Origin of the sequence: Pseudophaeobacter leonis (assembly GCF_002087335.1) — a bacterium.
In the GTDB taxonomy this organism is placed as follows: Bacteria; Pseudomonadota; Alphaproteobacteria; order Rhodobacterales; family Rhodobacteraceae; genus Pseudophaeobacter; species Pseudophaeobacter leonis.
In genome coordinates this window covers 31,981-57,732 of sequence record NZ_MWVJ01000060.1, presented here as the reverse complement: position 1 = coordinate 57,732, position 25,752 = coordinate 31,981, and the positions used below count along the sequence as shown (strand labels likewise).

Here is a 25,752-nt window from a genome sequence, read left to right as displayed (position 1 = left end):
CGATCAAACCAACGCTCCTTATCTGGAACATGTCACCCAGCACATCCGGTCAGCGGCGTCTGGCGGGCCCTCGCAAAACCTGAAGAGACCCGTGCACGAAGCAGCCCATCTCGCGCGTGCCTACCGGCTTGACATGTCCCGATGCCTGCCTATTAACGGGGCAAACTGGTACTGGATCCGTGAATGCCTGCAAGGAACTTCCAATGGTAGCCAATCCCCGGGCGTCCTTTATCCTCCTTGTCTACAACCAGGAGGCCTATATTGAGGAGGCCTTCAGTGCAGCCTTGGCGCAGGACTGCGAGCCGGTCGAAATTCTGATTTCGGATGATCGCTCGACCGACCGAACATGGGAAATTATCCAGAAGGTCGCTGCAAACTATTCAGGGCCACATCTGGTCACCCTGAACCAAAACGCCCGGAACATGGGCGTGAACCCGCATTTGAATGCCTGCATCGCAATGGCAAAGGGCGACATCCATATTGCGGGCTCTGGCGACGATGTCTCCTACCCGGATCGGGTTGCGCGGGTTCTGCAGATGTTCGACGCGCAAAAACCGCTGCTGGTGCACGCCCGTGTCGACATTCTGACAGAGCACGGCGTGCAGGACGACAGCCGCCACACAGGGATACAACTGCAGCAGCCCCGCGATCTGTGCGCTGCGGCCAGGTCCCAGTCGCTCTATATCGGAGCCACGGCCTGCTGGTCGCGGGAATTGTTCGACATTTTTCGGGCCAGTACCCAATCTGGGCGTTTTTGAGGATCTGATCCTTGGCTTTCGCGCCAGTTTGCTGGACCGGGTTGGGTTTATTGACGCCCCGCTGGTCGCCTACCGCACCGAGGTCGGCATCAGCAAGCTGCCGCGACACTCAAAAACCGCGCCGACTGGACCGCGCATCGCCACCGTGAGCTCACACGTATTTGCAATACGTTCAAACTGCGCCAGGCAGATGCCAAAACGGCCGGTCTAGAGCCTACGCATGCGGTGTTCGCGGTGTTGGAACACTGCCTGAACGAGGCTCAGCTGCGGCTAGAGGCCAACGATCTGCCGCTGATGGCCTTTTTGTTCAGGCATGTTTCGCAGCCCGTATTGGCGCTGCGGCTCTTGATCTCAGAACGCCGCCGGATGGGAAAGAACCTAAGACGCAGCCGCCAAACCACCGCGCCATAAACAGCCCCTGTTTTGGCGCGGAAAAAACATCCAGCGATCCGCCTGCTGCGTCCCTCGGGTTATGACAGATCCCAGGCGTAGTGTTGAAACAGGATGCCACGGGCACCAAACATCTCTTTTTGCCGCGACAGACCCACATTCAAATTCCGCCCTGCATCGGTGGTCGAAATGCCAAAGTTCAACCAGGCCCGATCCGCGTAAACCTCGGTCACAAGATGTTCGATGATCAGATCCAGAGCGGCATTGTTGCGCCCTGCCTCGGTGGTTGCCATATATTGCACATGCACCACCTGGCCGCAGTCAAACACCACCAGCCCGCCCTGCACTGCGTCATCGCCCTGGGCGACAAACAGCTGGATTTCAGCGTCAAAGCGCGCCTTGAGCAATTCAATCTCAGCCAGGCTGTGGGTCGGCGCGGCATCATGCGCCTCGTCCAGACGCGCTGTCAGGATCTGCCAGAACGCGGCAAAATCCTCTGAACGCTGGACGCTTAACCCTGCCTTTTCGGCCCGCCGCGCGCCCTGGCGTTTTGATTTGGAAAAGGCAACCGGGCCGCCAATCGCCAGGGCTGATGACAGATCCGTACGAACCAGACGTGCCCCATCCTGCAGCAAGGCATAGAGATCCTCTTCGCTGGCTGCCTGATGAAAGATATGCGGCACCGGTTTGTACAGCACCTCTGAGATACCAAGGCTGCGAAGGCTCTGGCGCAACGCCGCGATGATCTCGACCATCAGCGCCGCAGACATCGCAGTGCCATAGATCAACCCGCCATAGGTCAGCCCGCCATGTGCGTGCAACTGGCGCGCAGGGCCCTGGTCACCAGCGACCTTTTTGGCCAGATTGGCAGGCAAAAGCGCCAGCACCTTGCCGCCCCGTTCAATGATCATGGAATGATCCTCAAACAGATGCGCGTGATACTCCATAAAGCCCCGGTTGAGCAGAAAGGTGCCATTGCGCGACTGCGCCACAAACCTGTTCCAAACTTCAGCATCCCCGGCCCCGTAGCGGCGGATCGTCAGGGTCTCAGTCATGCTGCTGTCCAGCGGGCGACACCCACTCCTGTGCGTCCCATGTCATTGCCATTAAAGAACAGGTACTGCGCGCCCGCAGGCGTTGTGATCTTTGCCGGATAGCAGGTCATGTCGCTGTCCCAGGCTCCGGTATCGCCGCGGGGCAGCTCAACCTCATCGGTGCGGCTGAAACTGACGCCATCAGGGGATATGAACCGAAAGCTCTCGTATTGTTTGGACAGCGTGTCCGAGGTGGCCCGCAGCTCCCATGAGCCATCTGGCAGCTGCGTCGCTCGCGGTCGGCCAATGCGGTATTCCTGCGCGTTTGGCGTAATGATCTGCACCGCCTGATTGTTGTCAAACCGCAGCCCATCAGCACAGGTCAGCGTCCAGCAATCATACTGCGGGTACAGCCGTCCGTCGATGTCTTGCCAGCCATGCCCCCGAGAGATCCAAGCGCGAAAACTGCCATCTTCCAGCTGTGCGATGGAATGCAGCGCGCCGATAAATTGTCCCTGAGGGCAACGATCAATGACCGGAGTTTGTTGCAGTCGCTGAAAGCTCTCGCCGCGATCCCGGCTGATTGCCACGCCGGTAAAGGCGAGAAACTTGGCCTTGGCCACCAGCTGGAAGCCGACATAATACATTCGCAGCTCATCCGGAGCCACCTCGATCACATCGCCAAGGATCACGCCATTATCGTCAAACATGCCTGGTGCGCCAAGATCCAGCACGGGATCTGGCGACACGGCTTTGACCCGGGTGGGGTCGGTGGCATCCACATCAATCCAGCCGATACGGCTGATCCCCTGCGCATCGCGCATGCCGCCAAACAGGCGAATTGTCTCGTCGTCCCGCATCCAGGGACAGGGCGTCATAAAGGAATGCTGCGCCCAGCTTGACGCGGCTTCGGGGCAATAGACCAGGCCCTCTTTACGCCAGACCATCTCAGACCTTGATCCTGAAGTAGCGGTAGGACGAGACCTTTGAAGCCTCTGCCGGGTGGCCATTCAGGATGAGGCCCTTTGCCTCAAAGCTTTTGTTGACCACCGCCGCCATGCCAACAAAGCAGTCATCGCCCAGCGTGACATTGTCGGCAAAGGTGGCGTTCACCCCCAAAAAGCAGCTGGCTCCAATGGAGCAATAGCCCGAGATCACCACATGCGACGACAAAAAGCAGTGGTCGCCAATCCGGGTCTGGTGACCGATGTGATTGCCAGACCACAGCACACAGCCATCTCCGATCCTGACTCCGTGCTGGATCGTATTGTCCTCAAAGATAAAGGCATTCTCGCCGATCTCGGCCGTGCGCCAGACAAAGGCATGCGGGCTGATAAAGCTGGCCAGCCTGTAGCCCTTGGCCCTGGCCGCCCCTATCAGCCGGGCACGCACCCGGTTCAATTGTGTTGAGGTCACTGCCACATGCGCCTCTGTATCCCTGGGGTCAAAGGTCGCGTCTGCCTCGTCCAGCGCCACCACCGGCAGGCCGAATTTGGTGTCTTCGGTCAGGTACTCTCGTTCAACGGCAAAGCCCACAACTTCATAGTCGCTATCGACGGTGAAATATTCATAGGCGATATCGGCAAATTCGCCGGCCCCGATGATCAATAGTCTCTTGGACATCTCGCCCTGCCCTTTCCTGGTTCAGAAGAGTCCCCACGCCGCCCTCTGTCAACCCTGTCTATACCGATACTCAACCCCAGAAGCGAGGTGCAATTCACCCCCGGCCAAAGCCTGCAGCGATGCCGCCGATATCGACAGGACGCGACAGGATGCGACGGGATTCGGCAGGGCAAAAACCTATGCATCATAAAATGTGCGTTAAACGTTCAAGGCGTTAACCCCTCGGTAAGCACTCAAACCCTAGGATCAGGAGAGCCTAACGAAGCAGCAGCCCGGGTGTTCTCCTCCCTGAATCCGGGCTGCTCGCTCAACAGACTTACTCCCCAAAACAAGCGGACGTATTCTCTAAACCAAGGCGCATTCTGCGCGCCAAACCGCAGGCTGCATCGGCACTCCAGCTGTTGACGAAACAGATCTCTGATGACGGGGCCCCTGTTGGCGGGAGCCCCGTTGTGGGGCCGGTAAAGCCATCCCCGTCAGTCAGCTCTATGCGGCGGGCGCGCCTTGTGCAGGGCGTCTTGAATGGTCGCGCGGAGCCTGGCGCGCGCAGTTTCATCCAAAGCGCCTAAATCCCCCGTCAGCCTATCGCCCTCTTCCCCCGGCAAGGCCTCAGCCAAATCCGCTGCGGGTGCCTGAACCTTGATGTGGTAGGGGATAATTTCGCGGGCGATGCCCTTAAAGCTTACGGGCTCAGAAGGCTCGGCCTCAACAATGTCACGCACATGGGCATAGGTCTCATAGCTCAGAACAATGCCTCCCGGCTCTGCAATGCTTTCCAGACGTGCGGCCAAATTGGCCTCGGCTCCAATGATCGTATAGTCCATCCGCTCGCTGGAGCCAAAATTCCCGACGTTGCAAAACCCCGTGTTGATGCCCATGCGGGCTTTGAACGGGTGCTCCAATCCCTTTTGGTTCCAGACCTTGCCCAGATCCAACAGCCGTCGCTGCATATCCAATGCCATGCGGACGCAGGCGCGCGCATCCTCGGTGGTGCCTTTGGTTTCGGGATCGCCAAAGAATGCGACAATCGCATCGCCAATGAACTTGTCGATGGTGGCCCCATGCGCCTCGGCGATTTGGGACATCTCTGTGAAGTATTCGTTCAACAACGTTGTCAGCTCTTCTGGCTGCATACGTTCTGTTGTGGCGGTGAAATCCTTTATGTCGGAAAAGAAGACCGTCAGCTTTTTCCGCTCGGTCGAAATTGAAGCATCCTTGTCCCCCGAAAAGATCGACTTATAGACCTGTGGCGACAGGTACTTTGAGATCTTCAGCGACACCCCCGCAAGAAACTCATTGTTTGCAGTCAGCTCGTCGTTCATTTTGCTGAACCGGCCTGCAAGCTTGTATTGCATCGCTGCAAAAAGCAGTCCGATGGTTCCGGCGATGGCGAAATACAGCAGCAACCACTTAAAGGACCACAGATTGAGCGTCACCGGCTGACGCACGGTGACGGTCTGCAAGGCGCGGATGTCGCCCACGCGCCAATCCGTCTTGGGGCTCTCGGCATGGGAGTTGTGGCAACTGACGCCTCCGCCTGCCATAATCACCGGGGTCGCCAAGGTAATTTCGCGGTTCCACACATTGCCTGTCGAATTGACAATGTACTGCGCCCCCTGCGGGTCCGCGCGAAACGCGCTCAAGGCAGCCCGTTCAAATTTGTTGAGCATATGCGGGGGGCGATTGGCAAAGGCATAATCCGAAACAAAGCGATACTGGACATCGCCCTCACGCGAGCCGATCTCAGCGCCCAGTTCCAGCGACAGCGTTGCAGGTATTGGGATCGCGCCAACTACGTCAAGATAGTTGTGCAGGGCCTGTGTTTCCGCGTCAGAATTCACCACCCGCGCCACGACGTTTTTGGCGTAATAGGACCTGACGGAGGTGATTATTCCATTGAGGCTGCTCGCCTGCCGGCGCAGCGTTTCATCCGACAGGTTGCGAAGATCAAGCCAGATCGCGGTGGGCAGACCGACCAGTGCAACGACAACAACGACGATCAGCCAATACGGTCGAACCAGAAAAAACCGTCCTAATTTCTCCATCAGATACCTTAAATGAGACATTCTCCAGATGGAAAACTCCCGTTTCATGGCCCCGCATAGGGCGACCCGCGTCAGTACAATCAACCAGCCTGCCAGCGTCTCAGGCCAAACTTAAACAGGAATTCGGTCTCGCAAAGCATACAGTGACCGTAGGCTTGGCGCTGCCACCCTGCAAGACAGCATTTACCTGTGCCCCAGAATATCAGCCCGCCCGCTGTCATCCAGGTCTGTCGAACGCAGGCTCCGGGCCGTCATTTGCGGTCAGGCAACCTGGCCTTTTTGTAGTTTTCGCGGTGCCAGACATAAAGCCCCGCTCCTGCGATCACACAGCTGCCCAAGACCGTCCATAAATCTGGTACTTCCGAGAAAAACACAAAGCCCCAGAAAGCTGCAAATGCCAGTCCTGTGTAGGAATAAGGTGCCAACATCCCGGCTTCGCCTTGCGAAAAGGCCTTGATCAACGCCAGTTGTCCAATTGTTCCGGCCAGCGCGATGGCAATCATCAAGGCAAAACCGGCCAGATCCGGAGATTGCCATCTGAAGGGCACCGCAAGGCTCAGCAACACGGTTCCGACCAGTCCCGTGTAAAAAAGCGACGTCCAGACATCTTCGTCGGCTCCGACACGCCGCGTCAGCAATGCGTAGCCTGAATAGCAGACGGCGGCCGCCAGAGGGAACAAGGCAGACAGGCTGAAGACATCGCTACCGGGGCGCATGATAATCGTCGCTCCAACCAGCGCCACTGCGATACCCGCAACGCGGCGTATGCCAAGGGACTCGCCAAGAAAGATCGCAGCGCCCAGGGTGATCAGAACCGGATTGGTCGACATCAGCGCCGCCGCATCCGTTAGGGGGATCAGGCTCAAACCGGTGAAAAAGAACGCGGTCGCGCGCATCAGCAGGATAGATCGCAGAAATTGCAGCCCCGGATATCGGCTGCGCACCACCTGTTTCAGACGCGGCAGCACCAGGACCAAAACCAACAGCATCTGTCCGGTATAGCGCGCCCAGAGTGCCGGCAGCACGCCAACATCAGGCGCCAGTGCCTTGACCGCTGCATCCATGATCGAAAAGCAAAAAATAGCACTTATCATCAACAGGATTGCACGACTTTGCGACGTCATACTGGATCCCTCAGGCAAAGGCGTTTTGCGTCATCTTGGTGTTGATGTGACGGACGAATAAACCGGCTGTTTATCAGCAAATTTCAGCACCTTCATTGTGGGAGCGAGATCGAAATCTATGGCGCAGAGCAATGGCCAAACACATATAGAAGGCGTAGTCGCTTAATTTGTTCAGTACATTTTTCCATCCCTGATGGCAATGCATTGCTCTTGCGCGGGCCAAGAATGGCGCGAGCGACACGTTATAAAACCAGAATAGCGCAAGACGCACGACCGGCGTATTCCGCCCCCTTTCGTCCCTACTGCCTGACCCGATCAGCTGTCCATGAGAAAGCGCGCGAGGTAGGCGTCGGAATAGTCGACCTCAAGCTCGACCCAGATCGGCAAGTGGTCTGACATCTCAAAGGTCATGAAATTGGTGGCATATTGCGACGCGAAATCGGCGTAGGGGGATTTTCCGTAGTCCGTACGCGTTGCTGCGTTGATGGGCTCGTAGTGCGCGCGGTGCTCGGCATCGGTTATCCGGGTTATGAATTCAGGATCATCCGGCGCCGCTGGGTCACGGGGCTGCGCAGGGCCGAAGACCGCATTGCGCCAGTCGAACACCCCGTGGCGCAGCAGGCGGGTTTTGCGGGTAGAGGCCCCTTTTTCGGTATATGCGATCTGGTCGTAGAACTTGTCCCCCTTCATGTTGGTCGCCTCAAAATGCGGCACCGTCATGCCGCTGTCGATGAGGGCCTGCCAGACCTCGCCATCGCGGCTTTCAATGTTCATGTCACCAAGAAAGACAAAGACTGGTCTTCCTTTTTGGCGCGTTTCACCAGGGCGTTTGTGATGGCCGTGATCTCTTGCGCACGCATGCCAAGATCGTCGCCATATATGATATGGTTTGAACAGAGCGTGAAGCGAAACCAGCCGGATTGAAAGGCGGCAAAAAAGGGCGTTCGGGCAATCTGGCTGCCATCGCTTAGCGCGTCAGAAGGGATCACGATCTCACCGATGACATTGCGGAAGAACACTTTGTCCTTGTTGTAGATGAACCCCATACGCTCGTAATTTGCGCCCTCATGGTTGCCTACATCAGTGACGAAGTAATCCCAGTTTGGTCCGAGCAGAGCCATGAGCCGCTTGAGCGGTGCGAGATCAGCGCGCAGCTCTTGGATGGCACAAATATCGAAGGTTGCAATGATTTCAGCAATGTAGTGGAAGCTCTCATCCAGCCGGGGCATGCCGCCGTCGAACGCACGGATATTCCATGAGCCGATGATGAGGGAATTGGGACGTCTCGTCTTTGTGATTGCCTGTGCCAGATCGTAGCGCAGGGTCAGCAGGCGGCGGGCAATCCAGGCGGCCTTGTCTGGATAGATCGTATCTTGGCCGTAGTCTTTGAGGTCATGATAAAAGGGCATAGCAATCTCCAAATCTGAATTGTCAAAAGTAAGCCATTGCACCTTTAAGTTGACAGGATATCGCAGCCAAACGTCAAGACTGGTCTCCTATCTCTCTGAATGGACGGTGTTCGACGGCTTTCAACGCCTGTTTGACGGCTGCAACCAGTTCATTTCTTGGCACCGGTTTGCTCAGCTGCAAATCTTCGGGACGCATTCCGTTCCCGTGGGCCTTGGCCTCGTTTGCGTAGCCTGACATGAAGATCACAGGCAGATCCGGCTTCAATGCGCGCGCGGCCTTTGCCAGGTGCGTTCCCATATGCTCGCCCGGCATGACAATGTCGGTCACAAGCAAATCAAAGTCACAATCGTGCTGGAATATCCTCAGCGCGTCATCGCCACTGGCCGCAGGCGTAACCAGGCATCCCATTCCCTGCAGCGTTCTCTGGATGATCTCCAGAACCTCTGGCTCATCTTCGGCAACAAGAACCTTTGCCCCAAAATGTTCTGGTGCCGCCTCGGTCTGCGCTGCGGGTTGGGACAAGTCGGCGCCGCCTGCCTCAAGCGCTCTGAAGTATATCCTGAACGTCGTGCCGACCCCCGGCTCTGAATGAACCTGAACCGATCCTCCTGTTTGTTTGACAAAGCCCTGAATCATAGAGAGGCCAAGCCCGGAGCCGCTTCCCACTTCCTTGGTGGTGTAGAAGGGCTCAAATATTTTCCCCAACTCATCTTTCGCAATGCCGTGACCGGTATCAGTGACCGAAAGAACCGCATATCTGCCCTGTTCAACCAGCTCACCGCTTGCATCCGTAAAGTCCTGATCTCTCTCGATGTTACGGGATTCGATGGTCATTTTTCCACCCTGCGGCATCGAATCCCGGGCGTTCAATATGAGGTTCAGAAAGGCGCTTTCGGTAGAGCTTTGATCAACCGAAACCTCCCACAACTCGCTACTGAGAGAGGTGTGGATCTCGATGTTTTCCGGCAAGGCCCGACTGATCCAGCTATGGGTGTCTTTGATGACAGTGTTGAGGTTAACCCTGGTGGGCTCAAGACGTGCCTGCCTCGCAAACAGAAGCATGTTTTTGGTAAGGTCAGCGCCGCGCAGAGTGGCAGCGATGCTTTTATCAATGAATTCAAGATGGTCAGGATTGCTTACGTCATCTTTAAGCAGCTCAAGATTTCCCAGGGTGACTGCCAGAAGATTATTGAAATCATGGGCAATTCCACCGGTTAGTTTTCCGATGGCTTCCATTTTTTGCGCCTGAGCCAATGCCTCTTTGACCTTGTGCTTTTCGGTGACATCGATCAGCACTCCTTCAAGTTCAATCTCCCCATTTTCCGCGATGACCGGCCGGCCCCGTTCACTGAGCCAGATTTCGCTGCCATCGCGCCTTTTGACGGGATACTCAAAGGAAAATTCGGTGCCGTTCGCAATAGCCTTGGCGACGGCATCGTTCATGGTCTTCATGTCGCTTTCTGCAAAGATCGAGCCGTAATCTATGCTGAAACGTTCACCGTCCTGGCTGTTTTGCAGTTCAGGATCAAACAGCGTGTCAAATCCTGCACTTTTGTAGATTGGCGTCCAGTTTTCATCATTCTTCACCCGGTAGATTGCGCCTGGAATATTGTCCATCAGGTTCTCCAGTTGGGCGCGTTTCAACTCAAGTTCCGATTTTCTGTCTTCCTGTTCCGTCACATCCAGCAGGACACCCGTCGTTTCGATCAATCGGCCCGTGATGTCGAAAACCGGCTCACCGCGTTCGTGAAGAACCCGAACGCCACCGTCGTCACGAATGATCCGGGTGACAACATCGTAGCCAGTCTGAGCCTTGGAGGCCCCCTCAACCACCGCACGGTAACGGTCTCGATCATCCGGGTGGATCCAGCTGAGATTTTTTTCGTATTGCAACCCGTTGCTGGGTCCCTCCGGAGCATCATTGTGCTTTTGCGCGACGGTCCTTTTCATCAACTCTTCCGGCGCAATACCATAGATCTCGGCAAGCTCAGGAGAGCAGTAGGTGATACGCGCCTCGACTTCATCCCAGACCCATGTCACCACATTCGCCAGCCGCGCCGCATTGAGGTATTTATTCTCACTGGACTTGAGATCCTGCTCCCGAATAACACGCTTTGTGATGTCGCGTACGACCCCGAAATATCCCAGAAAATCCCCATCCTGCGCATATGATGGCCGCGCGGAAAGCTCCAGAAAGATCCTTTCGCCTGCAGTGTTGACTGATGCAAAGATGCAGTCGTCAATGTTTCTCTGGTCTGCAACATCCCTTTGCAATTCGTTCCAGGACCCGTTCGCGGGGTCAATCTGTGGCATCTCCCACAGCCTCAACCCCTTGACCTGACCCAAATCCCGCGCGCTATTCGCAGCACCGGGTAGGTAGTTCTGCAACCTGAATTCGGCATCCATCTCCCAGTACTGATCGAATACGAGTTTATCGTAATACGAGGATCTTCGGCCTGCGACACTGTCGCTGGACTGAGAGGCCGGGTTGCGGGTCTTGTCAAAAGAGGTTGCAATCAGACTGGCGACGTATTGCGCGAGGACCTTGTCCTCACCGGTCCATATGCGCGGCATGCCGGTATGTTCGAGGAGAAGAATTCCGAGGCTCTGGTCGGCAGATCCCAGGCGGCATGCGAGGACCGAGCGCACCTCATTCTCCGAAAGGAAGAATTGCGCAAGTGCGGCGCACTCAGCGGTGATGCTGACATCGTCAAAGGCCACGACTGCCCTGCGCCTCAAGGGCCGTCCATAAGGATTGGAACACCGTATTGGCAACTTTACGGCCTTGTGGTCGGACCTTGCTGTCGGCGCTACTGTCGGCGTTCCATTCAAACAGGCACGACAGATCCTGCTGCCCGGTCCCGTACGGCCAGACCGATATGCGACCAACCTTGGCGAACTCTGCCAAGGTTGAGCAATAGGACTCTAGCGAGTCCATTGAAGCAAGCATAGAGAACCCCCTACCTTTATCAGGTCCTTGAGCAGGCACTGCGTGGTCCGTTCCATCAATTTCTTATCTGTTTCCAAGTGCAGTTTCACGTGCCTGCCAACACCTCGAATGCGGGGGGCAGCCGGTCATATCGCAATGTTGTGGGGGCAGTGGGCTTTCGGGCAAAGTGAGCGGCTTAGCCTGTATCGCAGTTTTTCTAGTGGGTGACCCTACTTGAAGTTTCAGCCAAAGTCCACATTCGGGCAATGTTCCAGCCTGCAACTGTTCGTAATACGCCCCCTCGCGCTGCACCGCCGCAGGACAGCTGTGAGGCTAAAGTGTCAAAGGCTCTGCGTCGAGCGAAGGACGGTGATGGCGATGCAATCCATGCAGCTGCGCCACCAAGAGCTGGCCCCCTGAGTGCTGGACCACTGAGAGCTGGGCCTGTGACCGAGCTGGGCCTGTGTTCCGGATCAAGGTTCGGACGCCCGTGCCTATAGCATCGGCACCTACACAAGCGACGTCACCGAAACCTTCATGACCGACGCAGGCATGAATATCGTGTCCACGCCCAAGGAAGAGCTGAACATCAAAAAGCTCAAAGCGGGTCGTATTGATCTGTGGGTGACATTGCGGGAACGCCTGAACCTGTTGAATGTTTCAGAGCTGGTCGAGGTCCTGTTGGCCGAAGAAACATCCGCAGGGATTGCCTGTAATCTGGCCGTGGATGACGCGACAATTTCCAGTCTCCAGCAAAGCCCCGGAACCCCTTTCGGGGCCTCATTGCCGACAATGGCGTCAACGCCATTCCGAAATGTCACTGGCTGCGCAGGTTCACTGCGCGATCCCGAAAGCTCATCTCGAACAGCTTGCCGGCAAATTACAGGGTTGAGGCCTCACAGAGTTGAGATCTCAGTATCCCCTTCAGCTTCCTGTGCGCCTGGCTGCGGCTCAGCCAAACACCCACACCTTAGTCACCATCAGCAACCCCCTCAGCACGCGCCCGCGCCCGCCTTGCCCGGTAGCTGGGCAGGAGGATCAGGATCGCAGCGATCACCAGCAGACCAAGCGTCATAGGCCGCTCCCAGATGAACGAAACACCGTCGTAAAGTTGCATCGAACGCGCAAAGTTGTTCTCGAGCATGCCACCCAGAATGAACCCGATCAACAGAGGGGCCAAAGGGTAGTCTGCGAATTTCAAAGCTGTCGCACAGACGCCAAATCCCACAAGGATAAGCAATTCCGTTGCATTGTTCTGACCAATGTAGGCCCCCATCAAGGTAAAGAACAAAATGAACGGGATCAGATAGTTGCGCGGGATCGACAGGACTTTGGCGATATAGGGAATCAGGGGCAGGTTCAAAATCAGCAGGACCAGATTGCCAATGAACATCGACATGATCACAGCCCAGAAAATCTGCGGCTCGTCAATCATCAGCCGTGGCCCAGGCGAGACGTTTGGGCCACGAGAGCCCCCAGCAGGAGCGCTGTGGTGCCGGAGCCGGGGATGCCCAGCGTCAACAGCGGCACAAAGGAGCCAGTGCAGGCGGCGTTGTTTGCGGTCTCGGGAGCTGCGAGGCCTGTGATTGAGCCTTTGCCGAACTCGGCCTGCTCTTCTTTTGTCGCCAGATTGCGTTCAACGGCATAGCCCAGAAAGCTGGCAATCGTCGCGCCGGCACCGGGCAAAACCCCAATAAAGAAACCCTGGACAGACTGACGTCCGATGATTGGCGCAATGGAACGGGCCTCGACCCGCGTGATGCGCAGGTCCGTGATGTCAGCTTCAACGCTGCCCGCGTCTTTAGGTTTGAGCACCAGGAACAAGGCTTCGGGCAGGGCGAACATGGCCATGGCCAGGGTGATAAAGCCAAAGCCCGACTGCAGGTCCATGACCCCCCCGGTAAAGCGTGGCAGACTGAACAGAGCGCCTTCGCCGACCGTGGCCAAAATCAGGCCAAACACGGTCATGATCATCGCCTTGGCGACCTGGCCGGTGCCCGCGAAGGCCGCGATGGCTGAAAGCCCGACCACCATCAGCGCAAAATACTCGGCAGAATGAAACAGCAGGGCGACAGACGACAGCATCGGCGCAAAAATCATCAACAGGATCGCCCCAATTGTGCCCCCGGCAAAACTGCAGACGGCAGCGATGGTCAGCGCCTTACCTGCCCTGCCCTGCTGCGCCATGGGGTAGCCATCAAAACTGGAGGCTACCGTGCCTGCAACACCGGGCGCATTCAGCAGAATTGACGACGTGGAGCCGCCAAAGATGGCCCCGTAATAGACCCCTGCAAGCAGGATCAAAGCAGCAGAGGGGTCGCCCATTGAGATCGCGATGGGGATCATGATCGCGATGATCGACATTGGGCCAAGCCCCGGCAACATGCCGATGAACGTACCAATGAGGCACCCCGCAATGACCATCGCAAGGTTTTGGAATGACATGGCCGTTTGCAGACCAATAAGAAGACCCTCTAGCATATCAACCTCCAAAAAATCCGGGCAGCGGGCGCATGTAGATGCCCAAAACCTGTTGCACCAGATACCAGACGATCATCGTCGCAATGACAGCGACACTGAGCATCAGAACCCACTTGCGCTCCCCCAGGATAAACGCACCAAGAAACAGGAAAGCAGTGGTCGAGGGCAGGAAGCCGACGGGGCGCAGGCACAGCGCGTAAGCAACCATCAGTGCCAGCAGCAAGAGCGCTTGGCCCAGCTTGTATTCGTGCAGGCGGCGGTAGTCGATCTCGGCAATTTTTACCTCAGATTTTTCCACGCCGGACAGGATGATAAGGCAGGCGACAATACCAAGGATCGACAGGACCTTGGGAAAGGTGCTGGGCCAGATCGGGTTGCGCTTCATGAAAGGAGCGAGGCCTGCGTCCATCGTGAACCAGGCGGTGTAGCCATAAACCAGACAGATGCCCAATAAGATAAGTGCGATCCAACGATCAAGAGCCATGATCTTGCCCCCCCCAAATTCAGATTGGCAGAGCGACGCAGCGCTCTGCCAAACAGGTTTCCGTTTACAGGAAGCCCAGTTTTTTCATCAGATCACCAATGGTTTTCTCTTGGCTCTCAAGGAAGGTTTTGAAGTCGTCGCCGGAGTTATGGATGTTCACCCAACCGTTGCGTGCCCGCACCTCTTCCCATTCAGGGGTGTCGTACATTTTGGCAATCGCCTCCTGATAGACGGCGGTCTTTTCAGCAGACAGGCCAGGTGCGCCAAAGAAGCCGCGCCAGTTCACAAAGCTCATGTCGATGCCCTGCTCTTTCATGGTCATCGCATCAGCAGCCGCCGGGACACGCGCGTCGGCTGTTACACCGATGATCTTGACCTCGCCAGCATTCGCCAGATCGATGGCCTCTGACAGACCGGTAGACAAGGCCGCGATCTCACCTGACAGCAGGGCCGCCATGGCTTTGCCACCGGCGTCATAAGGGATGTATTTGACATCCAAAGCGTCTTTGCCTGCGGCCTCCATGGCCATTGCAGCAACGAGGTGATCCATACCGCCCGGCACCGAGCCGCCACCGATGGCCGTTGCCGAAGGATCTGCATCATAGGCCGCCAGCAGGTCTGACATGTTGTTGACAGGGCTGTCTTTGCCCACAACAATTGCGGCGTAGTCGCCAATCGTGCCTGCAACCAATGTCAGATCACGAAAGCTTTGTGGGAACACGCCGGTCAGCGACCGGATCACGATGGGCGTGGAGTTGACCATCAACGTGCCTTCGTTGCTTGCGGCGTTTTCAATCAAGAAGCCGATGGCCTTACCGCCGCCGCCGCCTGACATGTTTTCATAAGAGGCCGAGCCCACGAGACCCGCCTTTGTCAGCGCCTCACCTGTGCCGCGTGCGGTGCCGTCCCAGCCGCCACCAGCACCGCCGGGGATCAGAAAGTGAATGCTGTCCAGAACCTTTTGGCCGTCCGCCTGTGCGGCAGATCCAAAACTCAACGCGGCCATAGCCGCTGCGATTAGGGCCCTGCGGCCCATGCTAAATGTTGTCATGTTATCCTCCCGTTTGACAACTGACCGCTCTGCGGCTCAATTTAGAGGACTAAAACACGTTAACCTGACACCGACCTGACACCCCCGATAAATGGCAGTCACCATCCATGAAATTTCTCCTTGTTGAAGACAACCAAGAGCTTGCACATGCAATTTCCTCACGCATGCAATTGGACGGGCATGTTGTTGAACATGCTTCAAATTTGAAGGATGCTACCGCCTTTGTGGAAACCGGTGAATATGATTTGATACTGCTCGACATCATGCTGCCCGATGGCGACGGGCGCTCCTTTTTAAAGACACACAGGGCCAGTGATTTGGACACGCCAGTGATCGTTTTGACCGCGCGCAGCCAGATCTCGGATCGAATCGGCTCACTTGATCTGGGGGCTGATGACTATGTTACAAAACCGTTTGATCACGCCGAACTTGCAGCACGTTGCCGCGCGGTTTTGCGTCGAAGGGCTGGCAAATCCCAGACGATCATCAGGTCAGGCGGGGTAGAATTTGATCCGGTCGCAGGCAGTATGGCCGTGCAGGGTCAGCCCGTGACACTGCGCAATCGGGAGCTGCGCCTGCTGGAGCTGTTGATCAACGCGCCCGGGCAAATATTCTCAAAGCAAAAGCTGTCCGACCGGTTGTTTTCATACGACGATGACGTTTCGGAGAATGCAATCGAGGTCTATATCGCCCGCTTGCGCAAGCACCTGGACCCCTCAGATCTGAAGATCACCACCCTGCGCGGGCTGGGCTATCGTCTCGACAATGACGCCTAGCTTGCAAACCTCCGGCTCCCTCAGAAACCGCTTGGCTTTCACCCTTATCAGTGGCGCGGCAATCCTTGGGTTGCTGCTGTTTTTTGCCATCCGAAATTACGCAACCCAGGTTGCCCTACAGGGACAGGACAGCATTCTGGGAGCCTCGGTTACGTCGATATTGGATGCGGCATCGATCCGGAATGGCGAGGTTGAGATTGATATTCCCTATGCGTCTTTTTCGATGCTCAGCACTCCGCTTGATGATCGGATTTTTTACGCCATTTACCAGGATGATCACTTTCTGTCTGGCTATCGTGACCTGTCGCTCCCCCCTTCCTCTGGTCGCGAAAGAGATTTTTACTCTGTTTTGTATCAGGGCGAAGTTGTCCGCGTCGTCAGTGCAAACCGCACCCTGATTGGCAGTGATAGGCGTATCCAAATTCGCGTCGCACTGGCGCAGACCCAGGATGCCCTGTCAGGCACACTGGCCCAGATTTCCCGCACTGCAGCTTTGTTCGGGGCCTGCTTTTTTGCGCTTGCGGCCATCCTGTCCTTTTGGGCGACATCCACGACGATTGGTCAGCTAAAGGCCCTGGCGCATTCGATCACCAGACGTGGACCACAAGACCTGCGCCCGTTCGAAAAACCGGTCCCCTCCGAGATGATGCCGCTGGTCACCTCCCTAAATTCACTGATGGGGCGGCTGGACTATTCGCTGAGCCAGTCAGAGGATTTTATCGCAGAAGCAGCCCACCGCGTGCGCACACCGCTTGCCACCGTCCGGTCCTATGCAGAAGCAACGCTGCAACGCGTCGACAGGGAAGAAAACAGGCAGGCAGTACGATCCATGATCCGCGCCATCGACGAAAGCTCGCGCGCTGCAGTCCAGCTTTTGGATCATGCCATGATCACCTTTCGCGCCGACCACCTTGAGAGACAGGACATTGATCTGGTTGAACTGGTCCATGAACTGGTGGTGAGCCTGACGCCAATTGCCGACATGAAAGCCCTCGAGATATGCCTGCAAAGTGAGGCGAAGGTTTCCTATTCAGGCGATCCGGTCCTGATACAGAATGCAGTTCGAAATCTGATTGATAATGCGATGAAATACGCCCCCAGCGATGGCAAGATCGATATCAGTGTCTCGGCCAAACCAGACGTCCAAATCTGTGTGTGTGACAGTGGAAAGGGTTTTCCCAGTGAAGAGCTCATCACACTCGCAGCGCGCTTCAAACGTGGGAAAAACGCCGAAGGCACCATCGGCTCTGGCCTTGGCCTGACGATTGCAATGGACGTGGCACGCGCCCACGGCGGCGATTTACACCTGTCAAACCAGACGAAAGGCGGCGCATGCGCATTGTTATCGCTATAATTTTCTGGGTCATCCCAGTGGCTCTTGTTGCGCAGGACTGGGAAGATCAGCGCCTGTTCAACACGCAGGAAACAGCGCTCCACCTGCGGATTATCTCCTCGACTGATACCTCCTTCTTTGCGCCTGTCATCGAGAGTTTCGTGGCACAATACCCCGATATTGGCGTTGAGTATCTGGAGATGAGAACCAACGATACCAACGAGATATTCCGGGCAAATCCGGAAGCATTTGATTTGGTCGTTTCCAGTGCCATGGATTTGCAGCTGAAAGCCGCCAATGACGGGCTGGCGCGCCCGGTTTCGGATGTGCCTCATCCGGCCTGGGCGCAATGGCGTCACAGTCTGTTTGGCCTTCACGTCCGAGCCTGCGGCCATTGTGATCAACCGCGCGGCCTTTGCGGGTCACGTGATCCCCAAAACCCGGCAAGAGCTCATCGAAGCCCTGCGGGCACGGCCCGAAACATTTCACGGCCGGGTTGGCACCTATGATGTGAGAGACTCCGGCCTTGGATACCTGCTCGCAACCCAGGACGCGCGCGCCTCTGAAACCTATTGGCGCCTGATGGAGGTCATGGGCGCATTGGACGTGCGATTGTATTGTTGCTCGGGCAGCATGATCGACGATTGGCCGATGGCACCCTCGCAGTTGCATACAATGTGTTGGGAAGTTACGCGACCGTCCGTGTTGAGATGAAAGACAGCATCGAAGTCATCCTGCCTTCGGATTTCCCGACGACAATGATGCGGACAGCCATGGTTTCGAGCCAGGCCCCGCATCCCGAACAAGCGTCGGAATTCCTCCGGCACTTGATTGCTCTGCAGTCAGGAACGGAGGCACATAGCCTTCCGCGGCCGCCGCTGAATTCGACGCTGAATGACGATGAGCGCGCAACGATCACGTTGGAGCCTGCGTTGATGACATTTCTGGACACCTTAAAGAGGCGCAAGTTTCTTGCTGAATGGGAAGATTCCGTCATTCAAAAGCACCCCTGAACGTAGTCCCTTTGACTGTTGTACCTTAGGGGCAGGACGCATCAACCACACATGACAGTTGCAGACACAGACAGGCCGAAACAGGGCTGGCTGAAACAGGGCGCGGAAAACCCAAAGACTGGGTTTTCCGCAGGTTTCTTTAGTTTCCTGCCGCAATGGAAATGGGCGTCTCACCCGTTTCCATCCAGCCTTCGAGCGCGGCAAAGGGATCGATGCTTTCCATCACAATACCGCCCGCGCCGGGCAAAGTCCGCAATGATCCATCCCCGGGATCATGAAGAGTGCGACATTTTTCGAAATCTCATCTTCGCCCCCAGCTTTGGCTTTGACCTGCTCATACCATTCCACGGTTTTCCCCGGAAAAACGATAGCATCCGCCCAGCCATGCCAGACAATCATTTTGCCACCCGCATCCCGGAATTTTGAAATGTCCGGAGAATCCGCATTGTAATTCTCGGCCGCCCGGCTCATGCGCGCGGGGTCTTTGTCAAAGTCGAAATCGGTCACTTTCCAATCCGGACCGGGATCGGGATCAAAGGCCAGATAGGCACCAAATGACTGGCCGAACATCGGGTTCAAAGGCAAGGTTCCGTCTTCTTTTCCGGTCATCCAAAGCCACCAGAACGGCTCAGATCCGGCAGGAACACCACCGGGAAACAGCTCTTCGCCGGCCGAATTGACAGCAGGCTGATACCACTTGTCCAGCACTGCAATCTCATCCGAATTCAGGCATTGAGATGCATCCTGGCCGGTTTCGCACCGCAGGGCCGACACATCCGGCGTACATTGGCGCGGGTCCGAAATGAGCCCGTCTGTGGTCCCGTCCAGCCCGTCACACTGGCGCATGACTTCGTCGCCAATCAACGTCTCTTTGCCCGGTTTCAAAATGGGCTGACCGTCCGGGCCGGTATTGGCCTGCACGATCCAGGCAATCGCCGCACCTGCAAGCGCGGTTTCATTCATCGCCGGGGCACCCGAAATAATACCCTGATAGTTTTCCGGTTAACGCAGCGAGGCCATATGCGCCAGGCGCCCGCCTGTTGAACAGCCCTGGAAAATCGCCTTGTCGTGTTTTTCTTCGTAGAAGGCCTGGATCAGATCCTGCGACACGCGATAGGTCTCACCGATGGCGCGCCATCCCCAGTCGCGTTCTGCATGGCCGTTGCCTTCTGCCCAGGCACCGTCCACCACCGAAAGTCCATGATGGCCGCTGTCTGAAGTGGCCGTTGCATAGCCCTTTGCCAGACCTGGAGCCATCGCGTTGACCCACCGGCCACCGGCATCGCTGCGCCCAAGAATGCCGCACCAGCCGCCACATCCGACCTGATAAAACTTGCCGTTCCAGCCCGAGAGAGGCAGGCGGGTTTCGATGAAATTGCGGGCAATGCGGTTGCACGCACCTCGCAATAGGCGGGCAGTTTATCGCTTGCCGCGATGATCTGGGCCGAGGTCACAAAGCCGCCATCGATCCGGTGATTAGCCAGCGCCGCGCATTTGTCTGCATCCCCGTCGCTCTGCGCGTAGCTTGCCGTTGCCGCCAAACTGAACAAAACTGCGAGCGCGGAAAGCCCGCCTCGTTTCTTGAGCATTTGCATTTTCTTCTCCCTTAGAAGTCCCCGTTGTCCGAACCTTTGGTCAAGGTGCCTGAGCCTTTGGCCAAATCACACTATGGCCACATCACAAAGGCTCACCCTGAGATCACATCACAGCCCCGGGGGTGGTTCGATAGGCGATACATCCAAATTTGCCGCATCAATATGTAGCAATCCCACACAAGCAGAGCCTCGCCCTGTGAAGGGCTCCGCCCCTAGAGCTGGGAAAGCACAGAGCCAGACCTGGCTCTTCAGAGACGCAAGGCCCAAGAGGGTGACGTGAACTTAAGGCCGCTTGAAGCTCTGATGGGACGCAGGGCGTCTCAAGGCACTATAGCGGCCGCAGCAAGAGAACGAGCGGCTGCGCTCTCCGGTTTACGGATCCTGAGACGGCGGCAACACCACGGCGGCCTGGAAACTGCAAAAGGCAAAAGATAGCCAGGCCGCCATCTGCTTACTTCTTAAGGTTTGTCCAGATGGTATCATAGACCGCCTGAACCTCTTCGTCACAGGCATCAATAAACACCGCCTGGCCAGCCCCCTCATGCGGGTTCGCCTCGGGCAAGGTGCGCAGCGCTTCGTCCAGCAGCGGCGCGACACCTTCGACACCCGCAGCATATCGTGTCCAGTTGGTCAGCTGCGCGACATTTTCGGGAACCAGCAGAAAATCCATGAACTTCAGCGCATTTTCCCGGTTCGGGGCATCGTTCAACAAAACGACATTATCCATCCAGGCGATGTAGCCCTGCGTTGGAAAGGCGTATTCCACATTGGCCCCTTCCTCGCGGGCTTTGGCGCTGAAACCGTCATAGATCATACCGGCTGCGGCATCGCCTGAAACCAGCACCTCTTTGGCCGTGTCCGAGTTGAACGACACCCAGTTCGCCTTGGCCCCCAGCAGCATTGCATTCAGCGCCTTGAGCTGGTCACGGTCCGTGCTGCACTGCGGGATATCCATATGCAGCGCCGCCAAGGCCATGACCTCGCCCTGACTGTCGAGCACGTTGATCTTGCCCTGCAGCTCAGCTGGCGGGTTGAACAGAATATCAGTGTTGTTGATGTCACCAGTATAGACATCGCGGTTCACCGCAAAGCTGGTAGAGCCCCACTGGTAGGGGATCGAATGCTGGCGACCGGGATCAAAGTTTGGGTCAGCCCATTCTGCGGCGATGTTGCCTTTGTTGGCCAGCTCGCCCTCTGCCATCGTATCCAACAATCCGGCGCCTGCCATGATCTTGACCATATAGTCGCCAGGGACTGCGACATCATAGGTGCCCATGCCGCCCGCCTTCAGCGACGCCAGCATGGCCTCGTTTGAATCGTAGGTGTCGATCACCACCTCATGCCCGTTTCGGCGGTGAACTTGTCAACCAGCTCTTGCGGCATGTATTCGAACCAGGGGTAGACCACCACTTTGCCCTCTGCGGCGGCAGCGGATGCCACAGTGCTGAGCGCCAGAGCCGCGACGCCGGATTTCAGTAGGTTTTTCATTGTTCTCTCCATCTGCTGGTTATTTTTTGCTGTCGGTTTTGCTTACGAAATACGAGATCGTCACAAGGAGGATCGAGACACCAAGCAACATCGTTGAAATCGCCATGATGTTTGGTTTGATGCCTTGTTTGACGGAGCCAAAGATTGCCGTCGGAAGGGTTTCAACACCGGCGGCTTTGACGAAATTGGTAATGATGAAATCATCCAGGGAAACGATAAAGGCGAGCAGGTAGCCGGAGATGATCCCAGGTATCATCATTGGCAGCAGGATACGGGTAAAGGCCTGCCGTTTGGTGGCATAAAGGTCTTGCGCGGCCTGCTCATAGCTATCGTCAATGCCCTGCATCCGCGCCGAAATCGGCAAGTAGGCAAAGGGAATACAAAAAGCGATATGCGCGATCAGAATTGTGGCATATCCGCGGGTGAAATCAATCGCGTTGAAAAAGATCAGCGTGGCGACCGCCAGCACGATTTCGGGCACCATCAGCGGCAGGCTGATCAGACCAAGTGAGACCGTGCGCAGCTTGAATTTGCCGCCTCTGACCATCGCGGTTGCGGCCAGTGTTGCAATCGTGGCGGCTATGGTGGCGGCGGCTATTGCGATGGTAAACGAATTCCACGCCGCGATCTTGAACTTCTGGCTTTCGGGGCCGGTGAAGACATCCACATACCAGCGAAAACTGACGCCTTCCCAGTTGGTGATCGAGGTGCTGTCATTCAGGGAATAAACCGTGACCACCAAGAGTGGCGCATAGAGGATCACAAGGCACAGAAGGGTGACAGTGTAAAACCCCGGCAGGGTTTTGATGTCAGTTTGTGACTGGTGCATAAAACGACGCATTAGTGGGCGCATCAGCTGGCCTCCTTTTCGGCCCTGGCTTGCTGGCGGGCAAATACCATCAGGATAATCAGAACCATCGACAGCAGAACCATCGAAGCCGCGGCCCCAAAGGGCCAGTTCCCGGCGTTGCCTTTGAACTGCTCCTCGATTAGCGAGCCGATCATAAAGTTCTTGGCCCCGCCCAGCAGATCCGGCGCAAGAAACGAGCCCATCGAGGGCACAAACACGAGGATACAGCCCGCGATCACACCGGGTTTGACTGCCGGCAGCAGGATGCGCCGCAGAGTGACCCATTTAGAGGCATACAGATCTGCGGCGGCTTCACTGAGGCTAAAATTATAGCGCTCGACGCAGGCATAAATCGGCAGCACCATGAACGGTAGGTAGGAATAGAACAGTCCCAGTTGCACTGCAAAGTTGGTGTTAATGATCGTGATCGGGTCGTTGATCAGCCCGGTCCCCATCAGGAAATCGTTCAGCGGCCCCGTGTCGCGCAACATAAATTTCATCGACACGGTGCGGATCAGCAGGTTGACCCAGTACGGAATCGTGATCAGGAAAACCCACATCGGGCGTGCCTTTTGCGGGCGGGTTGCGATGAAATAGGCGGTGGGAAATCCGATCGCCAGGGCGAGCAAGGTCGCAACCGCCGCCTGCCAGATGGAACGCCAAAAAATTGTAATGTAGGTCCATTCAATTTTGGCGGGCTCATCGCCAAACAGGCCGCGATCAAAAAAGAACTGGCCATAGGCGGCGAGGCTGAAGTCCCAAATAATGCCGCCGCGAAATTCCTTGGTCAGGAATGAATAGATCAACATCATGATGACCGGAATTAAGACAAAAGCCCCCAGATACACCCAGGCAGGCAACAACAGCCAGTTACGGGCTTCTTTGTAGGTGTCTGTGGTGGCGCTGCCGCCGCTCGCTGCTCCGCCTGCCATCAGTCAACCAGGAGGCGGGCCGCCTCCATCTCCATGTTGACGTAGACTTCGCAGCCGGGCTCAAAAATGCGTTTGTTGCCGCGATCCGAATTTGAGGTGCGCACGATGAAATTCGGGCCTTCATCCAGATCAACCAGCGTCGAGATGTCTGTGCCGACAAATATATTCTCGCGCACTGTGCCTTTCAGCCCTTCGGAATCCGTTGGCTGCTCGGACATAAAAAGCCGTTCGGGCCGGACAGACATATGGACCTTGGCGCCAGCGTTTATCCCCTCCACCGCGTTGCAACTCAGCTCATGTCCCCCCCCAAGATGGCATGTCGCGCGTCCGGCATGGATGGCGTCAACCGAGACCTCCAGCAGGTTGGTCTCTCCGATGAAATCGGCGACAAACCGGTGGCGCGGACGCTCTTAATGTCTGCGGGCCTCGCCCAGTTGCTGCAACTCACCCGCAGACATTACCGCGATGCGGTCGGACATGGTGAGCGCTTCTTCCTGGTCGTGGGTCACCAAGATGAAGGTAATGCCGGTTTCGCGCTGCAGGTGCTTCAGCTCAAGCTGCATGGCCTTGCGCAACTTGAGATCAAGCGCCGAGAGCGGCTCATCCAGCAGCAGAACTTTGGGCTTTGGCGCCAGGGCGCGTGCAAGGGCAACCCGCTGTTGCTGTCCCCCTGACAGCTGTGCGGGCTTGCGCGCCGCGAATTGAGAAAGCTGCACCAGCTCAAGCATCTCAGCTGCCGCGGTGCGGGCCTGAGATTTTGACTGGCCGCGCATCTCAAGCCCAAAGGCGACATTGTCCAAAACACTCATCTGTGGAAACAGCGCATAATTCTGGAAGACCGTGTTTATCGGGCGCTTGTTCGGGGGCAGGTTCGCGATTGCATCGCCGTACAGCAGTATCTCGCCTTCGGTCACCTCCTCAAATCCGGCAATCATCCGCAACAATGTGGTCTTGCCGCAGCCAGAAGGACCCAACAGGGTGAAAAACTCATTGTCATAGATCGACAGTGAGATCGTCTTCAAGGCAGTGAAATCTCCGTACCGCTTTACGGCGCCGCGCACATCAATCGCTATTTGCCTGCTGTCTGACATGGCTACTTCCCTATTGAGCTTGACTAAGGAAAGCATACGAACGGCAGGCAACTTCTCTAAGAACGGTGTCTCTTAGCGTTGCTTAGCCTTAGTCTAAGGTGAGCAATAAAATTAAGGCGCATGCGCCCAAAGTTTCGCCGGTTTGAAAACCCCCTCAGAGGTATGCCTATGCCGCCAGCTCTTCTAGCAGCCGGTCCATCATGCCATCACACAGGGCGAGCTGCTCAAGCGTCACAAACTCATCCGGCTTATGTCCCTGCCCTTCCATTGAGCCGGGACCACAGACAACCGTTGGGATATCCAATGCGTCAAAGACCCCGGCCTCGGTGCCAAATGCCACCTTGGTCGTGCTATTGCTTTGCGCCAGACGTTGCGCCATCTGGACAACCTCTGCATCAGACGAAACCTCCAGCCCGGGATAGGTGTTGTAGGGATCAATCTCGAGTGCGGCAGCTGGAAAGCGTCGCTGGTATGGTTCCAGAACACTGGTGGCGCCATTTTGAATGCGCCCAAGAATATCCTGCGGCACATCAGCGGCCAAATGCCTGTATTCAAATAACATCTCCGCGCGATCCGGCACGATATTCAGCGCGGTGCCCCCCGAAAGCTGCCCGACATGGATGGTTGAATAGGGAATATCATAGGCTTCATCGCGCGCACCAACCATCGCCAGCGTATCTTGAACCCTGCGCAGTTCAGCAAGGAAATCACCGGCCATATGCAGCGCATTCAAAAACTTTGGCGCCAGCGCTGAATGACCGGCTTGGCCGTGAAAGACCGCACGCAATGCCGCCTTGCCCTTGTGTCCCACCGCAACCTGCATTTCGGTCGGCTCGCCCACAAAACACGCCCGTGGCGCCCCAATTGTGCACGCCAACTCGCTAATCATATGCTGGATACCAACGCAGCCTATTTCTTCGTCATAAGACAGCGCAATCTTGAGAGGCTCGTGCAACGTCACCTTTGAGGCCCGGTCGGCCAGCGCCAGCATGCTGGCCAGATAGCCCTTCATATCCGTGGTGCCGCGCCCATAGGCACGGCCAGCATCGACATGCAGCTGAAAAGGATCGCGGCTCCAGTCCTGCCCTGCCACCGGCACCACATCGGAATGCGCCGACAACAGCACCCCTTTGCCAGCGGGGCCAAGCACCGCAAAAAGCCCCGCCTTTTGCCCACTAGCATCTGGCAAACGGTGCACCTGAAAGCCGCGCTCGATCAAAAAGGATTGAACATAGTCAACCAACGCAAGGTTCGAGTTGGCGCTGACCGTCTCAAAGCCGATCAAGCGCTCAAGAATGTCCAAAGTCTGTGTCATGCTCTGATTTGTGCCTCTCTTGCTTTGGGG

21 protein-coding genes and 3 pseudogenes are annotated in these 25,752 nt (G+C 56.5%); 5 read left to right on the top strand and 19 right to left on the bottom strand.

All coding sequences use genetic code 11. The annotated features are described in order from the left end of the window. The first annotated feature begins 203 nt into the window (after positions 1-203). Positions 204-758: a glycosyltransferase family 2 protein gene (locus tag B4968_RS13770; protein WP_083099830.1), complete on the top strand. Its 555-nt coding sequence runs from the start codon at positions 204-206 to the stop codon at positions 756-758. A gap of 470 nt (positions 759-1,228) precedes the next feature. Here B4968_RS13770 and B4968_RS13755 read toward each other — a convergent pair whose 3' ends face one another. From B4968_RS13755 to B4968_RS13700, 12 genes and pseudogenes are all read right to left on the bottom strand, one after another. Next, complete coding sequence (locus tag B4968_RS13755) at positions 1,229-2,203, bottom strand: GNAT family N-acetyltransferase (protein ID WP_083099822.1); 975 nt, start codon at positions 2,201-2,203, stop codon at positions 1,229-1,231. After that, positions 2,200-3,129 (bottom strand): glycoside hydrolase family protein, encoded by a 930-nt coding sequence (locus B4968_RS13750; RefSeq protein ID WP_083099819.1) that lies wholly within the window; start codon positions 3,127-3,129, stop codon positions 2,200-2,202. The genes B4968_RS13755 and B4968_RS13750 overlap by 4 nt, the downstream gene beginning before the upstream one ends. Position 3,130: 1 nt before the next feature. Beyond that, complete coding sequence (locus B4968_RS13745; RefSeq protein ID WP_083099816.1) at positions 3,131-3,805, bottom strand: acetyltransferase; 675 nt, start codon at positions 3,803-3,805, stop codon at positions 3,131-3,133. A 476-nt stretch (positions 3,806-4,281) separates the two neighbouring features. After that, entirely contained in the window at positions 4,282-5,850 is a 1,569-nt protein-coding gene (locus B4968_RS13740; protein ID WP_083099813.1) for an adenylate/guanylate cyclase domain-containing protein, read from the bottom strand. 251 nt (positions 5,851-6,101) lie between these two features. Then, positions 6,102-6,974, bottom strand: coding sequence for a DMT family transporter (locus B4968_RS13735; protein WP_083099810.1), 873 nt, complete (start codon positions 6,972-6,974; stop codon positions 6,102-6,104). Positions 6,975-7,289: 315 nt separating this feature from the next. Continuing rightward, entirely contained in the window at positions 7,290-7,748 is a 459-nt protein-coding gene (locus B4968_RS13730; protein ID WP_083099808.1) for a hypothetical protein, read from the bottom strand. Next, positions 7,745-8,383 (bottom strand): endonuclease/exonuclease/phosphatase family protein, encoded by a 639-nt coding sequence (locus tag B4968_RS13725; protein ID WP_083099805.1) that lies wholly within the window; start codon positions 8,381-8,383, stop codon positions 7,745-7,747. Before B4968_RS13725 ends, B4968_RS13730 begins: the two co-directional genes overlap by 4 nt. Before the next feature lie 73 nt (positions 8,384-8,456). Beyond that, positions 8,457-11,105: a PAS domain-containing protein gene (locus B4968_RS13720; RefSeq protein WP_083099803.1), complete on the bottom strand. Its 2,649-nt coding sequence runs from the start codon at positions 11,103-11,105 to the stop codon at positions 8,457-8,459. Then, a complete protein-coding gene (locus tag B4968_RS13715; protein WP_139792832.1) occupies positions 11,095-11,334 on the bottom strand; it encodes a hypothetical protein in 240 nt (79 codons plus the stop codon). The genes B4968_RS13720 and B4968_RS13715 overlap by 11 nt, the downstream gene beginning before the upstream one ends. 949 nt (positions 11,335-12,283) lie before the next feature. Further along, positions 12,284-13,794, bottom strand: a pseudogene (locus B4968_RS13710) (tripartite tricarboxylate transporter permease). A 1-nt stretch (position 13,795) separates the two neighbouring features. Then, positions 13,796-14,278, bottom strand: a complete 483-nt coding sequence (locus B4968_RS13705) for a tripartite tricarboxylate transporter TctB family protein (RefSeq protein ID WP_083099798.1) — start codon at positions 14,276-14,278, stop codon at positions 13,796-13,798. A 64-nt stretch (positions 14,279-14,342) separates the two neighbouring features. Beyond that, positions 14,343-15,329, bottom strand: a complete 987-nt coding sequence (locus B4968_RS13700; RefSeq protein WP_083099796.1) for a tripartite tricarboxylate transporter substrate binding protein — start codon at positions 15,327-15,329, stop codon at positions 14,343-14,345. A gap of 107 nt (positions 15,330-15,436) precedes the next feature. Here B4968_RS13700 and B4968_RS13695 point away from each other — a divergent pair, with 107 nt between their 5' ends. The 4 genes from B4968_RS13695 to B4968_RS25780 all read left to right on the top strand — a co-directional run bounded on the left by B4968_RS13695 (position 15,437) and on the right by B4968_RS25780 (position 18,451). Beyond that, positions 15,437-16,105: a response regulator transcription factor gene (locus B4968_RS13695; protein ID WP_083099793.1), complete on the top strand. Its 669-nt coding sequence runs from the start codon at positions 15,437-15,439 to the stop codon at positions 16,103-16,105. Positions 16,106-16,136: 31 nt separating this feature from the next. Then, positions 16,137-17,459 carry a sensor histidine kinase N-terminal domain-containing protein gene (locus tag B4968_RS13690; protein ID WP_338153271.1) on the top strand — a complete coding sequence of 441 codons (1,323 nt, stop codon included), beginning with the start codon at positions 16,137-16,139 and terminating at the stop codon, positions 17,457-17,459. 276 nt (positions 17,460-17,735) lie between these two features. Then, entirely contained in the window at positions 17,736-18,152 is a 417-nt protein-coding gene (locus tag B4968_RS25785) for a hypothetical protein (protein WP_338153270.1), read from the top strand. Next, positions 18,149-18,451, top strand: a complete 303-nt coding sequence (locus B4968_RS25780) for a hypothetical protein (protein WP_338153269.1) — start codon at positions 18,149-18,151, stop codon at positions 18,449-18,451. The genes B4968_RS25785 and B4968_RS25780 overlap by 4 nt, the downstream gene beginning before the upstream one ends. 222 nt (positions 18,452-18,673) lie before the next feature. On the opposite strand, the pseudogene B4968_RS13680 reads toward B4968_RS25780, so the two are convergent. The 7 genes and pseudogenes from B4968_RS13680 to argE all read right to left on the bottom strand — a co-directional run bounded on the left by B4968_RS13680 (position 18,674) and on the right by argE (position 25,722). After that, positions 18,674-19,858: pseudogene (locus B4968_RS13680) on the bottom strand (tannase/feruloyl esterase family alpha/beta hydrolase). Between the two features lie 639 nt (positions 19,859-20,497). Continuing rightward, positions 20,498-21,534, bottom strand: a pseudogene (locus tag B4968_RS13675) (extracellular solute-binding protein). A gap of 19 nt (positions 21,535-21,553) precedes the next feature. After that, entirely contained in the window at positions 21,554-22,387 is an 834-nt protein-coding gene (locus B4968_RS13670) for an ABC transporter permease (RefSeq protein ID WP_420916523.1), read from the bottom strand. Then, positions 22,387-23,316: an ABC transporter permease gene (locus tag B4968_RS13665; RefSeq protein WP_083099788.1), complete on the bottom strand. Its 930-nt coding sequence runs from the start codon at positions 23,314-23,316 to the stop codon at positions 22,387-22,389. Before B4968_RS13665 ends, B4968_RS13670 begins: the two co-directional genes overlap by 1 nt. Continuing rightward, positions 23,316-23,594 carry a TOBE domain-containing protein gene (locus tag B4968_RS26200; RefSeq protein ID WP_420916522.1) on the bottom strand — a complete coding sequence of 93 codons (279 nt, stop codon included), beginning with the start codon at positions 23,592-23,594 and terminating at the stop codon, positions 23,316-23,318. The genes B4968_RS13665 and B4968_RS26200 overlap by 1 nt, the downstream gene beginning before the upstream one ends. A gap of 132 nt (positions 23,595-23,726) precedes the next feature. Beyond that, the gene (locus B4968_RS26195; protein WP_420916521.1) at positions 23,727-24,407 is read right to left on the bottom strand and encodes an ABC transporter ATP-binding protein; all 681 of its coding nucleotides are present in this window, start codon (positions 24,405-24,407) and stop codon (positions 23,727-23,729) included. 166 nt (positions 24,408-24,573) lie between these two features. Beyond that, positions 24,574-25,722: an acetylornithine deacetylase gene (gene argE / locus B4968_RS13655; protein WP_083099786.1), complete on the bottom strand. Its 1,149-nt coding sequence runs from the start codon at positions 25,720-25,722 to the stop codon at positions 24,574-24,576. Between the last annotated feature and the right edge of the window lie 30 nt (positions 25,723-25,752).